The organism is Pedobacter steynii (assembly GCF_900103665.1).
Classification (GTDB): Bacteria; Bacteroidota; Bacteroidia; order Sphingobacteriales; family Sphingobacteriaceae; genus Pedobacter; species Pedobacter steynii.
This window is the reverse complement of sequence record NZ_FNGY01000003.1, coordinates 932,598-947,329: the sequence shown is the minus strand read 5'-3', so window position 1 is coordinate 947,329 and position 14,732 is coordinate 932,598. Positions and strand designations below refer to the sequence as shown.

The 14,732-nt window shown below is 41.4% G+C and carries 13 protein-coding genes; 3 read left to right on the top strand and 10 right to left on the bottom strand.

Annotation, left to right across the window (positions count from 1 at the left end; genetic code table 11):
* Positions 1 to 83: 83 nt before the first annotated feature.
* Complete coding sequence (locus BLQ87_RS33750) at positions 84 to 233, bottom strand: hypothetical protein (protein ID WP_172664742.1); 150 nt, start codon at positions 231 to 233, stop codon at positions 84 to 86.
* A gap of 106 nt (positions 234 to 339) precedes the next feature.
* Between BLQ87_RS33750 and BLQ87_RS12150 the strand changes: the two genes are divergently transcribed.
* Positions 340 to 1,680: a PepSY-associated TM helix domain-containing protein gene (locus BLQ87_RS12150; RefSeq protein ID WP_074606828.1), complete on the top strand. Its 1,341-nt coding sequence runs from the start codon at positions 340 to 342 to the stop codon at positions 1,678 to 1,680.
* Here the strand turns inward: BLQ87_RS12150 and BLQ87_RS12145 are convergent.
* Both BLQ87_RS12145 and BLQ87_RS12140 read right to left on the bottom strand, forming a co-directional pair.
* Positions 1,661 to 2,635, bottom strand: coding sequence for a GlxA family transcriptional regulator (locus BLQ87_RS12145; RefSeq protein ID WP_074606826.1), 975 nt, complete (start codon positions 2,633 to 2,635; stop codon positions 1,661 to 1,663). The genes BLQ87_RS12150 and BLQ87_RS12145 overlap by 20 nt on opposite strands.
* A gap of 175 nt (positions 2,636 to 2,810) precedes the next feature.
* Entirely contained in the window at positions 2,811 to 3,272 is a 462-nt protein-coding gene (locus tag BLQ87_RS12140) for an Lrp/AsnC family transcriptional regulator (protein ID WP_074606824.1), read from the bottom strand.
* A 304-nt stretch (positions 3,273 to 3,576) separates the two neighbouring features.
* Here BLQ87_RS12140 and serC point away from each other — a divergent pair, with 304 nt between their 5' ends.
* Together serC and BLQ87_RS12130 are read left to right on the top strand one after the other, a co-directional pair.
* Positions 3,577 to 4,686: a 3-phosphoserine/phosphohydroxythreonine transaminase gene (gene serC / locus BLQ87_RS12135; RefSeq protein WP_216857745.1), complete on the top strand. Its 1,110-nt coding sequence runs from the start codon at positions 3,577 to 3,579 to the stop codon at positions 4,684 to 4,686.
* Entirely contained in the window at positions 4,683 to 5,543 is an 861-nt protein-coding gene (locus tag BLQ87_RS12130; RefSeq protein ID WP_074606821.1) for a sigma-70 family RNA polymerase sigma factor, read from the top strand. Before serC ends, BLQ87_RS12130 begins: the two co-directional genes overlap by 4 nt.
* A gap of 4 nt (positions 5,544 to 5,547) precedes the next feature.
* On the opposite strand, the gene BLQ87_RS12125 is transcribed toward BLQ87_RS12130, so the two are convergent.
* The 7 genes from BLQ87_RS12125 to BLQ87_RS12095 all read right to left on the bottom strand — a co-directional run bounded on the left by BLQ87_RS12125 (position 5,548) and on the right by BLQ87_RS12095 (position 14,713).
* The gene (locus BLQ87_RS12125; protein WP_083361817.1) at positions 5,548 to 6,378 is read right to left on the bottom strand and encodes a 3-keto-disaccharide hydrolase; all 831 of its coding nucleotides are present in this window, start codon (positions 6,376 to 6,378) and stop codon (positions 5,548 to 5,550) included.
* Between the two features lie 105 nt (positions 6,379 to 6,483).
* The gene (locus BLQ87_RS12120) at positions 6,484 to 6,690 is read right to left on the bottom strand and encodes a hypothetical protein (protein WP_074606819.1); all 207 of its coding nucleotides are present in this window, start codon (positions 6,688 to 6,690) and stop codon (positions 6,484 to 6,486) included.
* Between the two features lie 78 nt (positions 6,691 to 6,768).
* Positions 6,769 to 8,094: a sensor histidine kinase gene (locus BLQ87_RS12115; RefSeq protein ID WP_245723845.1), complete on the bottom strand. Its 1,326-nt coding sequence runs from the start codon at positions 8,092 to 8,094 to the stop codon at positions 6,769 to 6,771.
* A gap of 6 nt (positions 8,095 to 8,100) precedes the next feature.
* Complete coding sequence (locus BLQ87_RS12110) at positions 8,101 to 8,784, bottom strand: response regulator transcription factor (RefSeq protein WP_074606814.1); 684 nt, start codon at positions 8,782 to 8,784, stop codon at positions 8,101 to 8,103.
* Between the two features lie 153 nt (positions 8,785 to 8,937).
* Positions 8,938 to 10,344, bottom strand: a complete 1,407-nt coding sequence (locus tag BLQ87_RS12105; RefSeq protein ID WP_074606812.1) for an efflux transporter outer membrane subunit — start codon at positions 10,342 to 10,344, stop codon at positions 8,938 to 8,940.
* A 22-nt stretch (positions 10,345 to 10,366) separates the two neighbouring features.
* A complete protein-coding gene (locus tag BLQ87_RS12100) occupies positions 10,367 to 13,543 on the bottom strand; it encodes an efflux RND transporter permease subunit (RefSeq protein ID WP_074606809.1) in 3,177 nt (1,058 codons plus the stop codon).
* 9 nt (positions 13,544 to 13,552) lie between these two features.
* Positions 13,553 to 14,713: an efflux RND transporter periplasmic adaptor subunit gene (locus tag BLQ87_RS12095; RefSeq protein WP_074606807.1), complete on the bottom strand. Its 1,161-nt coding sequence runs from the start codon at positions 14,711 to 14,713 to the stop codon at positions 13,553 to 13,555.
* Between the last annotated feature and the right edge of the window lie 19 nt (positions 14,714 to 14,732).

Genomic DNA, 14,732 nt, shown 5'->3' with positions numbered 1-14,732 from the left:
ATAGAAATTAATTATTTTAAAGAAAAGAATTTTGTGATAAATGTTGTTGATTTAGAACAGATTGTCTACAAAACACGCGATTATCAGGATATCGGGAATAAAACCAGATAAAATTCCGGGTCAAATACCAGCATCAACATTTTGATCTTATGGAGCAGATAGCCAAAGTACTTTTGAAAGGCGCTCGTGAAATGAGAGGCATGTTTATAGTCCATCGCTTTTGCCTGCTCCATTTTGTATAGGTTCAGGTAACCATATACTAAGTAATTCCTTAAGTATTTAGACTAGTTCTTAATAATTGAGGAATTATACTAAATTTGCAAAAAACACAAGGCCTAAATGAAACAATCAACACCAAGATCTGCCTGGCAGATCACACGTAAACTTTTTAATGACATTCACTTATGGCTGGGATTAGCCAGTGGAATTATTGTCATTGTAGTTTGTCTCAGCGGAACACTTTATGTATTTAATACGGAAGTCAAAGAAATGTCAACTCCGGAGTTATATAAAGTAGGACATACAGCAGGAGCGGTGGCTTTACCTATTGAAGAACTTATTGGAAAAGTGAAAGCCAATACTGGCGGAAAAGTTGTTTCTGTAAAAATCCCTTCCGATCCTAACCGGACTTATCAGTTCATGGTGAAAATGAAAGAAGAGAAAAAAGAAGGAGAAGCCGCGAAGGCTCCGGCTAAAGAAGAAAAAGATAAAGAAGAAAAAGATAAAGCAGAGAAAGGGAAAGCTGGAAAAGATAAACCTGCTGAAGGAAAACGCCCCTCAGCTTTTGCCGTGAACCAATATACGGGAGAAGTGATCGGCAATATCTCAGAAACAAAAAGTACTGCCGCTTCTTTTATGAAGACCATGTTTAGTCTCCACCGATGGTTGCTTTTAGATAAAATCGAAAAGCCTGTTTTCGGAGAATTGGAAAACAGAAAATTAGGCAGTTATATTTCCGGTGCGGCAACGATCCTTTTTACACTTGGCGTCATCACAGGAATGGTCATCTGGTTCCCACAAAGATTGAAATCATGGAAACAGGGTTTAAAGGTGAGATGGAAAGGAAGTTGGAAAAGAACCAATCATGACCTGCACAATAGTCTGGGTTTTTACGCCTGCATCTTTTTATTCCTGATGGGCATCACAGGACCTCAATGGTCGTTCCCCTGGTATCGAGAGGCCTTGCGTAAAACATTAGGTACTTATCAGCCGGAAGGCTTTGAACCACCAAAAGATCCGGTTTCAGTGATTAAAGCGGGCACAGCCGGAGCGCCACTAAACATTGCAGATTATCTGAAAAAAGCAGATGCAGTGCTACCTTATCCCGGAGATTACAGCATTAGTCTGCCTAAAGATTCTATCTCAGCAATTGCCATCACAAAAAATAAGGTTGGTTTTTTTGCACCTTCGGCAGGAGATAAATTGTTATTAGATCAATACACAGCTGGGGTACTAAAAATAGAGGTATTTAAGGATAAACCATTTAATGAGCGCATCTCTGGCTCGATTAAAGCATTACATCTGGGAGATGTGTACGGTATGTTTACAAAAATCATTTATTTTCTTGCCTGTCTGATTGCCACAAGCTTACCCATTACCGGAACTTTGATCTGGTTGAATAAGATGAAGAAAAAGACTAAAAAAGTAAAACAGAAACCTGCTATGCAGCTTTCGGCTTAAACTTATCCCGATAATCTTTAGGAGTCATTCCGGAGTTTTTCTTAAAAAGCTGCCGGAATGTCTTTAAGTCATTATAACCGGAATGGAGCATGATTTCTAAAATGCTGAAATTGGTTTGTTCCAATAGTTTTTTGGCAGCTTCTATTCTGGTTTTCTGTAAATATTCGATCAGCGTATTTCCGGTAGCCTGTTTAAAACGACGTACAATATTACGTCTGCTGGATGGAATCTGCTGTAAGATATCCTCAATAGTGACTGCTTCTTTATAGGCATTTTCAATGCAAAGCTGTGTTTTAACAACCAGCTCATCGCCATGATCTTTAGCCGGATGAAAAGTCCCGAAATAACTTTGCTGTTCCCTGTTCATGTCGATCGCAAAAATCTTTGCAATATGAACGGCCAGATTACGGTTACAATAATTGTGAATGAGTGTCAGCATCAGATGAAAACTACTCGTTGCGCCCCCGCTGGTATAGATTCCTTTGTCAATGGTAACCACTTTATCAGGTTGAAAGTAAACATCCGGAAAACTGGAAGAGAAAGCCTGACTGGCATTGACATGAGTTGTGGCATTTTTGCCATTTAAAAGGCCACTGGCAGCCAGTAAAAATGCGCCTGTACAAAAACTAGCAAGTTCTGCTCCCTTTTTATATTGCTGTTGCATCCAGGGTAAAAACTCCAGATTGTTATGGATAGAAGAGTTGAGGTCTGCACCGTCAAATGCAGGGATTAAAACCAGGTCTTGTTGTCCGGATTCGTTTAAGGAAAGAGAGGAATACTTTTCAAAAGAAGCACCCTCATAAGCTGAACTTCCGTTCCGGATCAGATTGATCTTGAAGAAAGGAGCTTCTCCATTATTTTCATAATGACTGTTAACTGTATCGAACACGTCTAAAATTGCTGCGACACTAAGTAAACGGTATTTGTTGGTTAATAAAAGGCCTACCTGTACCATATCATGATCTCTTTATAAGATGCAAATTAAGAAAATTTGTCTCAAATACCCCCTCTTTTCTCTATTTTTAATTAATAGTAAAGCCTTGTTGGCCTGCGAATCACGTTTGTACTTTTGTTTCTTTTTCCTATCCCGGCAAATGATCAAAGCGGTGATGACATCATTATATCCGGAGCTATATTTTATAAGTCGTATCTCTTTTCTCTTCGGATAAGACCAGGAAACTCTGTACACTTCCTACATTGGGTAATTTAGACAACTGGCCACGCAGGAAATCATTATAACCTTTCATATCCGGGGATACAATCTTTAGGATAAAGTCGAAATTTCCAGTGATGTAATAACACTCTCTGACATCGTCAAAAAGAACAACTTCTCTTTGGAAAGCACTCAAAGCTTCCTCAGAATGGTCGTTCATCTGAATATGAGTATAAGAAATGATGCTGTTGCTACTCTTTTGTAAATCTACCAATGCCGTGTATCCCTTGATATAGCCATTTTGTTCGAGCCATTTTACCCTTTCAAAAATTGGAGAAACGCTTTTTCTCAACCTTCTTGCCAACTCCTTATGAGTCATTCTGGCATCTTCCTGTAACAGGCGTAAAATTCCAAGATGTGTAGGATCTAATTTAGACATTGTTCAGCGAATGAATTTCTAGCTTAGTGTATATTTTTATAACGTTATTCCGCTCAAATATAGTATTATTTATTTTTTATGAAACATTTGGCCCTTCCCGCATTAAGGATAGTGTACATAATACCTTAACTCTCTAAAAAATAGGATAGTAGGGAAATTATATTTTGCCTGATGGATGGATAATAATTGCCTACCAAAAATTGTATGGTTTGAAATAGTCAAAACAGAAAAATTTGCTGAATGTAGTGGAAAAATTAGATATCTGTTTTGACCTTCCGAACTTTGGAGCAATCAACTGCAACTAATGACAACAATTATCAAACACAATTTCGGAGCCGGGCCTTGTATCTTACCTGCTAACGTTTTAGATCAGGCAGCAGATGCTGTCAGGAATTTCAATGGCATTGGCCTGAGTATTCTGGAAATTTCACACCGTACTCCGGAGTTCGAAGCGGTAATGAAAGAAACCGGGGATTTAGTAAAGGAATTGCTGGAAGTACCCGAAGGTTACAGCATTCTCTTTTTGCAGGGAGGAGCAAGTACTCAGTTTTCTATGCTTGCTATGAACTTCCTTCATCAGGATAGAAAGGCCGCTTATCTGGATTGTGGATACTTCTCTCAAAAAGCAATTAAAGAGGCCTTGTTGTTTGGCGAGGTCGATATTGTGGCCTCTTCAAAAGATAAAGGATATAACTATATCCCTCTTGGATATGAAATCCCGGAAGATGCTGCCTATTTCCACTATACTTCTAACAATACAATTGAAGGAACTGAAATGTTCAGCTTTCCGCCAACGAGTGTTCCGGTGATCTGTGATATGTCATCTGATATTTTCAGCAGAAGGGTAAACGTGGCAGACTTTGACCTGATTTATGCAGGGGCACAAAAAAATATGGGACCAGCAGGAATGACGCTGGTCGTGGTGAAAGATAGCTTGCTCGAAAAAATACAACGCCAGGTTCCATCCATGTCGGATTATCGCATCTACAGGGACAATGGTTCTCTTTTTAATACACCTCCGGTATTCTCTATCTATGTGGCGATGTTAAACCTAAGGTGGTTAAAAGAAAAAGGAGGCGTAACACAGATTGAAACAGAGAATATTGCTAAAGCAATATTACTCTATCAGGAAATTGACCGCAATCCATTGTTCTATGGCCTTGCAGATCCGGATCACAGGTCAAGAATGAACGTCACCTTTAAAATGAAGAATCCATCTCTGGAACAGGAATTCCTTGATTTCGCTGCTGCAAGAGGAGTGGTCGGTGTGAAAGGATACCGTTCGGTGGGTGGCTTCAGGGCATCCTTATATAATGCATTGCCGATTTCAAGTGTGGAAGTTCTGGTAAACTGCATGAATGATTTCGAAAAAGAAAATAAAGAGGTTGAACTAGCACAAAGTGAATCTGTATGAGACAGTTAAAGATCGCGCAATCCATTACCAACAGAGACACAGATTCCATCGATAAATACCTGACAGATATCGGCAGGATAGACCTCCTCAGCATTGATGAGGAATTGAGCCTGGCCAAAAGGATAAAAAAAGGAGATACTGTGGCATTGGATAAATTGGTGAAAACCAATTTACGTTTCGTCGTTTCTGTCGCAAAAAAATATCAGAACAGAGGTCTGCAATTGGCCGACCTGATCAGTGAAGGAAATCTGGGCCTGATTAAAGCAGCACACCGTTTTGACGATACCAAAGGTTTCAAATTCATTTCTTTTGCAGTTTGGTGGATTCGTCAGAGCATTATGCAGGCCCTTGCCGATCAGAAAAGAATGATCAGGCTCCCTGGAAATCAGGTGCTGGGAATTATTAAAATTAATAAAGCCGCTGACCTGTTAGAACAAAAGCTCGAAAGGTTGCCTACTTATGAGGAGCTTTCTGTTGCTACTGAGCTCTCTCAGGAAAAAGTAGCCGATTATTTGTCCAGTGCCCCCTTGTCTTACTCTCTGGATATGACCACCAACGAAGAAAGTGGCTTTACCCTGATGGATACCCTGGCTAACGACAACGTGCCTAATACCGATGCATTAATGATGACGGAGTCATTGAGTGAAGACCTCAACCGCACATTGGGCGTTTTGCCGGAACGGGAAAAATGGATCATCACCCTTTTCTTTGGCCTGGATAACCATACTGCATTAACACTGGATGATATGGTGGAAGTATTTAATTTGAGCAAGGAAAGGATCCGACAGTTAAAAGACAGAGCTTTGAAAACGCTGAGACAGAATTGCAGAACTCCTTACCTTGCAGAATATTTCTAACAGGTTACCTGCGTTTAGCTTTTTCTTTTAGTGCCGACAGATCTTTAAGTTCCACCTTGCGGAAATCTATAGGTTGTCCTTCGCTTTGCAGGGCGATATAGCCGTTGCTGAGTAACTTCCCGTCTATTTTCATTTTTGGATCATATCCGTTTGCCACTCCTCCTCCAATCTGAGGCTTTGAATATTGTAATACCGTATCTCCGTTGATGATATGGGTAATCAGAGAATCGCCAAGAACAATCAGTTCTGCACGTACCCATTGATCTCCATCGTAAGTCTTTGAACTGGAGTTAAGACAATGAGACGCAGCTAGTTTTCCCTGATAAACAACATTCGTTCCCGGCGAACACATATTGCCTGTTGGCCTTGGTTTTCCATCTCCTAAACCACCCAGAAACTGCATCTCTACAGATATCGGCCAGTCTTGTTCTTTAAGCATCGTCCGTGGGTCCTGAGAATGAAACATTACACCACTGTTTCGAAGGGTGTAGGATGGCGCCCCTTTTTGAAGTTCGCCTACGAAACGGTATTCCACCACGAGGTGATAATAGGAGTAAGGGACCTTGTAATATAAATGACCGAACTGGTCGTTGAAATCGCCATACTGATCATACCTCACTTTCACCATGCCATCTTCTACGCGAAATGTATTGCCGAAATTCTCATCTATCCCATGGTGATGGATCTTTACAAACCAGTCTTTAATGTCTTTTTTGTTGAAAAGGGAAATCCATCCATCTCGTTCAGCATGAGCTTCTTTAGATTGGCGTTTTGTTGTACTACAGCTAGAAATAATAAAGCAGCAAAGGATAGGGATTAATAAGGTTGTCTTCATGATTGGGTTCAAGTTGTGTTTGGTTGCTCACAAAATACAAAAAAAAGAGGATATCCATGGTTGGATATCCTCTTAGGCTATAGTTCTTAACGAGGTGGTTAGACCTTATTTATGTTTTGCTGGTGCTTTTGGAGCTGCTGCAGGAGTAGTTTTTACTGCTTCAGCTGGTTTAGCTGCTTCTGTTTTTTTTACTTCAGCTTTTTTAGTTGCTTTTACTTTATGAGCTACAGGTTTTGCAGTAGCAGCTGGAGTTTGTGCGAATGCGCCGAAAGTTGTTGCAACTAATGCTAACGCTAAAATTGTTCTTTTCATGTTTTTTAATATTTAATGTGATTTGTTAGATCAAAGTTGCATATCAAACATGAAGATTTCATGAAGATGGAAGAGGGACTAATCTTTTTCAGGAAAAATAACGATTACCCGTGTTCCCTTCCCTTTTTCCGACTCAATTTCGATTTCAATATCATGGAAAGAAGCAATACTCCGGACAATAGAAAGCCCCAGACCATGACTGTCTTCCTTTTCCGACTGGAATTTTTCAAACCGCTGAAAAGCATGCTGCACCTCATTCAGGTCCATTCCCTGGCCGGTATCTTCTACAATAAGTTCATAGTGTTTGTCTATATAGGTGTCGTAAATGCTAACACTTCCCGAAGGTAAGTTATACTTAATCGCATTATTGACCACGTTCATCAATAAGGTGTTGAATAAGGACCGGTTCCCTGTAAAATGATGATCTTCGGATAAGTTAATTGTAAATTTCAGCTCCATCATCATCAGGCGGTGCTCCAGCTCTTCATAAACTTCATGAACGAGCTCCTTTATAGAAATGCTGTCTGGTTTCTTATATTGGTTGTTTTCTACTTTTGAGATGAGTAATAAGCTGTTAATAATCGACTTAAGCCTGTTTAAGGTTTTTAAACAGGCAAAAACCTTGTTTTCTCCTTCAGGGCTTAATTTTTCATCATTCAGTAGATTTTCCAGACGGGTATTCAAAATAGAGATGGGGGTGAGGAGCTCATGAGAAACATTGGCAATGAATTCTTTCTCGGTGATGAACAGGTCGGCGATTTTATTCATCAGGATACTGATGCTCTGGTCTAAGATCTTAAAATCTTCGGTTGTCGTCTTTACAGGCTCGTAGTTGAAGCTGATGGGATCGTTCACCTTATTGAGTTTCTGATCAATGATCTGGTAAAAAGGTGCGAGTAAAAATTTACTGAAAGCAAGATCTGTCAGTAAGGTCAGGATGACTGCTGCCAGGAGAATGAGAAAGGTAAATACAGAAATGGTATGCTCTAACTGGCCTACGGTAGACATCGTTTCTCCCAATTCCAGCAAATATCGCCTGCCCCCATATTTAAACTCGGCACTCAGGATCTGGTATTCTTCCTGGCTACCCTCAATCTCCCTGCTCTCCTGACTGAAATAATGTTTCAGTTTTGAAGTGTCGCTGTTTTTTACTTCTTTTAAAATGATGTACTCTTCTTTCAGAAGGTTGTAGTCTGTAAAGGTCTTTTGCTGAGTTAACAAGTCATTGATCTTTACGCTGGAAAGGTTGGTGATGAGTTTGTTCTTTTTCTGAATCAGCCGCTGATGTATGTGATTTACAGAAATTCTGTTAATGGAAACCAGGATTAAGATGCCCATCATAGTGATGATCGCAACTTTGGTCAGCGTATTGTATAGAGCCAGTTTTAGTTGCAGTTTCATCATCAGTCCTTATTTACCGGAATTTATTCTGTAGCCAATACTCCTGACGGTCTCAAACCATTCAATAGGGGCGTGACCTGAGAGTTTCTTGCGTAGGTTTTTAACATGAACGTCCACAAAGTTGGAGTCGGAATTGATTTCCAGGATATCCCCCCAAACATGTTCAGTAAGATTGATCCTTGAAATCACCCGGTCTTTATTCAATACCAGGTAATTGAAAATCTCAAATTCTTTGCCAGTCAGGCTTATTTTTTGCCCCTCAAAACTCACTTTATGGTTTTTAATGTCCAGAATGAAGTTGTGGATGTTTACTTCATTCATTTCCAGTTTATGTTTTCTCCGGATGATGGCATGCATGCGTGCCAGCAGTTCTGTTAAAGAAAAAGGCTTGGGCAGGTAATCATCAGCCCCGGCTTCCAATCCTTTAATACGGTCTTCTACATCGCCTCTGGCCGTAAGAATAATCACGGCATCTTCGCGATCTTTAAGTTGTTTGAGCTGATGGAGGAGTTCAAATCCATCTCCTCCGGGTAAGCCAAGGTCCAGCAGGATAAAATCGTAAGTATTTACAAATATTTTCTCTTCGGCTGAGGATTTTTTCCAGGCATGTTCTATCGTATAGCCTTCTTTACCAAGGAATTCGGCAATCTCCAGTCCTAAGTTTTTTTCATCTTCAACGATCAGGATATTCATGCGTTCAATATTACGTAAAAAATCATTTAATCTCAGCGATTTGACAGGAAGAGAAAACAGTCAGAACTTTCCTGCATGGAAAAGCTAAAAATCCTGATCCAAAAAAAGAGGGATTTCTGTTAAGAAATCCCCCTTGCTATGATTTAAAAAAGGCTATTTCCAGCCTCCGCCTAACGCTCGGTAGAGATTAACTACAGATTGTAATTTTTGTAGTTTGTCATTCACTCCACTCAATTGAGCGGCTAAAAGACTTTGTTCTGAAGTCAATACATCAGTATAATTTGTAGCAGAACTATATCTCAGTAATTCCTGAGTATAATTTACTGATTTTTCTAAAGCTGCAATTTGCTTTGCCCTGGCTTCTTCCTTTTCAACCGCAGTCTGATAAGTATACAACGCATTGGATACTTCCTGTCCGGCCACCAATAGGGTTTTTTGGAAAGTATTTAAGGCCTGTTCCTGAGCAGATTTAGCCGTAACCAGCCTTTGTTTATTTAAACCCTTGTTAAAGATAGGCTGTGTTAAACCGCCAACCAGGTTGTAAAAGATAGATTTGCTAAAGAAATCCTTGATGTCCAGACTTGAGAGTCCTCCCGCTGCCGTGATGGTTAAAGAAGGGTAGAAGTAAGTACGGGCAAGGTTCGTGTTTTCAAATGCTGCTCTGAAAGCAAATTCAGCACCCTGAACATCAGGTCTATTTTCCAATAGCTGCGTAGGAACACCAATTTTAACATCAGGGCTCAGGCTTTGATCCGCAAGCTTGCTGCGGCTGATCGAACCTGGAGCTCTTGACAATAAAATGTTAAGTGCATTTTCCGTTTCTCTGATCGTTCTTTTCAAATCAGGAATGGTTACTTCTGTGGCATAACGGCTGGCCTCACTCTGAACCACGGCAGCACCATTTACGACGGCGCCTTCTTTCAGGGTTTTCATGGTTTCTACACCAGCAATCCTGCTTTTTAAAGTCTCCTGAGTAATTTCCAGTTGCCTGTCTAAAGCAAGCAGGTTATAATAATTGTTGGCAATGTCGGCAATCAATTGCGTCTGAATAGCCCGCTTGGCCGCGTCAGTCCTGAAGTAAGCAGCTAAAGCAGATCTTTTAGTGCTGCTCAGTTTGCCCCAGATGTCCGCTTCCCAGCTGGTACTCAGCTGGGCTTTGTAGGTCGTGGTCAGGGTATTGATGTTAATTCCCGGAGGAAAATTTAAGCCTGCTTCAGATTGCTTTGACCTGGTTACATTGGCATCCAATGATAACGATGGAAGAAAAGCAGCCTTACTTTGTTGTAAGGTAGCCTGTGCCTGTACAATGTTTTGTAAGGCATTTTTCAAATCCAGGTTCTGGTCAAGACCTTCCTGAATCAATCCCGATAATAAAGGATCGGCAAAAAGGGTTTTCCATGGCGTATTCGCCATGGTAATGGTATCTGTAGCTGTCTGCTCACGGAACAATCCGGCTGTTTTCAGCGAGGGGTTCTCGTAAGTCTTGGTCACCTTGCAGGATGCAAATACTGTAGCTGCAATTGCCAGGGTGAAAAGCTGTTTTTTATATGTCTGAATCATTGTATTTCTCTGATATATGAACTTAAATCACTGGGAGCTTTTTCGCTAAAGCAGGGTCGATCGGATTCGGATCATCGTCATCGTGCTTTTTCAAATGCGGAGGACCACTCACTTTTTCCTGTAAAGTCTGGAAGATGATGAACAATACAGGAATCACAAATACCCCTAGAATTGTTCCGATCAGCATCCCGCCCACAGCACCTGTACCGATAGATTTATTACCTACAGCACCTGCTCCGGTAGCGATCATCAATGGAGCCAATCCAAAGATGAAGGCGAAGGAAGTCATTAGAATCGGTCTCAGACGAGCGACGGCTCCTTCTACTGCAGATTGTACGATGGGTAGACCGTGACGTCTTCGCTCTAAAGCAAACTCCACAATCAAAATCCCGTTCTTGGCCAATAGACCAATCAGCATGATGAGGGAGATCTGCAGGTAAATACTGTTGTTCAGGCCAAATACAATCGAGAAAATATAGGCACCTGCTAAACCGAATGGTACAGAAAGTAACACCGCGAATGGCAGGATATAACTCTCATATTGCGCACTCAACAGGAAGTAAACGAATACCAGACATAAGATAAAGATAAATGCAGTCTGACTACCTGAAGCAAGCTCTTCCCTGGTCAGACCAGAAAAGTCATAACCATAACCTGCAGGTAAAGACTCCGCTGCAACTTCCTGGATCGCTTTGATTGCATCTCCGGAACTGAAGCCTGGATTTGGTGCTCCTGTGATTGCAATAGAGCTGAAAAGGTTAAACCTGGTGATCGACTCCGGACCATATACCCTTGTTAAGTGGATAAACTCGGTAATCGGGGCCATTGTACCTTTACTATTCCTGACAAAGATCTTATTCAATCCCTCAGGATTTTTACGATAATTGGCATCTGCCTGAATCATCACGCGGTATTGCTTTCCAAACTGGTTAAAGTTTGAGGCATATAATCCACCATAGTAACCTTGTAAAGTATTCAATACTGAGTTTACGGTAATTCCTGCTTCTTTACATTTCTCCAGGTTAATGTCCAGCATATATTGCGGGAAGTTAGGATTGAAGGACGTCTGGGCATATTGAATCTCCGGACGTTTTGACAATGCGGCAAGGAAGTCGGTATTTACTTTAAACAATTCCTGAATGCTATGCCCGCCTTTATCCTGAAGCTGGAACTCAAATCCTCCACTCTGTCCGAATCCCTGAATAGTAGGGGGAGCAATAAAGAAGATCTTCGCATCACGTATTCCTGAGGTCTTGGCGAAAAGTTCCCCGATCACCTGGTCTACACTCCGGTCGCGGTCGGACCATGTTTTTAGTTTCAAAATTACCATACTATAAGCACTACCTTGACCAGCTGTAAAGTTTTGTCCTACAATCCTCAAGGTGTTTTTAACCTCAGGAATGGAGTTTGCAAGACTATCTACATACTTAGTCACTACTTCAGATCTTTCCATCGATGCGGATGGAGGCAAGCTGATGTTGGCAAAAATAGTTCCCTGATCTTCCGAAGGAACGAAAGAGGAAGGTGTGGTTTTCATCATATAACCCAATGCAATTCCAAAAAACGCAATTGAGGCAATGATCATCCATTTCTTTACAGAAAAGAACTGAATGGAACGTTTGTATTTGCTGGTTACATTGTCAAATGCAACGTTAAAAGCGGTGTAAAAACGTTGGATAAAACTACTGTGTTTATGGTCATCTGCGTGCGGCTTTAATAAAATCGCACATAAAGCCGGACTTAAAGTCAAGGCATTGATTGCAGATAGAATAATCGCTACAGCAAGGGTAAGCCCGAATTGCTTATAGAATACCCCGGTTGATCCGGTAATAAAAGTTACAGGAATAAATACCGCGGCCATTACCAATGTAATGGAAATGATCGCACCAGAGATCTCTCCCATAGCATCCACAGTTGCTTTTCTGGCCGATTTGTAACCCTGGTCTAATTTGGCATGGACGGCCTCGACGACCACAATTGCATCATCCACTACGATACCAATTGCGAGAACGAGGGCAAAGAGCGTCAGTAAGTTGATGGTAAATCCAAATAAGTTCAGGAAGAAGAACGTACCTACAATCGCCACCGGAACTGAAATCGCCGGGATTAAAGTAGAACGGAAATCCTGAAGGAAGATAAATACCACAATAAATACCAGAATAAAGGCTTCTATCAGGGTATGAATTACTTTTTCAATGGAAGCATCAAGGTTTTCGTTCACATCCACCAGATAGATATGTTTCACTCCGTTAGGGAAATCTTTAGCAGCAGCATCGAGAATTTTTTTAGACTGATTGATGACGTCTCTGGCATTTGATCCGGGAGTCTGACTTACTGCAAAGGCAACCGATGGTAAACCATTGGTCACAACGTTAGAGGAGTAAGTTAAAGAACCCAGTTCTACCCGTGCCACATCTTTCAGACGTAATAATTGTCCGTTACCCGCTGATTTGATAATGATGTTTTCAAATTCAGCGGCTTTTGTCAGCCTTCCTTTAAATTTAATTACATATTGAAAAGATTCATTTCCGTTTTCTCCGAATTTACCGGGTGCAGCCTCAATGTTTTGTTCTGCCAAAGCGGCTGATATATCCGCAGGAATAAGGCTGTATTGTGCCATCACATCTGGTTTCAGCCAGATCCTCATCGAGTAATCTTTTGAACCAAATACGGTCACGTTACCAACACCTGTTACCCTTTGAATCTGGGGAACCAGGTTAATCTTGATATAGTTCTGAAGAAAAGTCTGATCGTAAGATTTGTTCTCACTGTTTAGGGCAACAATCAAAAGATTACTACTCTGACTCTTGGTCACGGTAACCCCTGCTTGTGTAACTTCCTGTGGCAATAAACTGGTTGCCCTGGACACCCTGTTCTGCACGTTTACAGCAGCTAAATCGGGATCTGTTCCTACTTTGAAAAAGATATTGATATTGGCCGATCCTTCATTCGTAGCAGTAGAGGTCATGTAAGTCATGTTCTCCACCCCATTGATCTGCTCTTCGAGCGGAATAATCACACTCTTAAGTACAACGTCTGCATTTGCTCCGGTATAGGAAGCAGAAACCTGAACCGTTGGTGGCGCAATATCAGGGTATTGTGAAATGGGCAACGCAAGTAACCCTAAAAGTCCCAGTATGACGATGATCACGGAGATCACGGTCGACAGCACTGGGCGCTGTATAAATTGCTTAAACATATCTGTTTCTTATTTTAGGTCTGCGTAAACAGTTTCTGCGCTTGTCGCAGTTGCTTTAATTGGGGTGCCATCTTTAAGTGTAGCTACTCCTTCCAGAACAATCCTGTCGCCTGCTTTTAATCCGTCCTGAATTACATAGAAATTACCTGCTGTGTTTTGTAATACAGTAATGGCCACACCTTTGGTTTTTCCATCTTTGTCTACGACCACCGCAAAACGTTTGTCCTGTAATTCGTAAGTCGCACTTTGAGGGATCAGTAAACCTTCTTTGATTTGATTAGGAATCCTTACAGTTGCACTTGCCCCGCTGCGGATAAGTCCTTTAGGATTAGGGAAAGTCGCACGTACATTCGCCGATCCTGTTGCCGTATTGATTTGTCCGGTAATGGTTTGAATACGCCCTTTCAGTTCATACAAGGTACCGTCGGAAAGTAACAGGGAAACCGGAGGTAACTTAGCTAACTTCTGCGCCAGATTGCTGCCTTCACCTTCTTTGGAGAAGTTCAGCAATAATTTTTCATTAAATGCGAAGTAGGCATATACATTCCCAATGCTGGATACCGTAGTTAAAGGTTCCGCATTATTGCCACTCACCAAACTTCCTAAACGGAAAGGGATGGCACCAACAACGCCGTTTACCGGACTGGTTACGGAAGTGTAGCCAAGATTTGTTCTGGCATTGGAAAGGGCCGCTTTAGCTTGTGCCAACGCAGCGACTTTTGCCTGATAGGTATATTGAGCAGATTCCAACTCGTATTTGCTGACGATATCTTTCTCTACCAGTGGCTTTACTTTATTTACCGCCATATTCGCAGAACTTACTTCTGCCTCAGCACTTTTGATGCTTGCGGTAGCGGTACGTACTTCCTGCTCATATTGAGGAGCGTTGATTTTAAAGAGCAGTTGTCCTTTCTTGACTACAGAACCTTCGTCTACAAATATCTTCTCGACGTAGCCATCTACTCTGGGTCTGATTTCTATATTTTCCTGTCCCTGAACGCTGGCTGGATAATCTGTATTCAATACCGCCACGCGGGGCTGAAGCTCTAATACTTTAAATTCTTTGACCTGATCGCCAGGCGCGCCGCCTTTTTGAGGGGCACCACCTCCGCAAGAACTAAGGATCAGTACTGCTGGAAGTAATAATAGTGATTGAATGGTATGTTTCATTGTTATGGATATTGGAGGG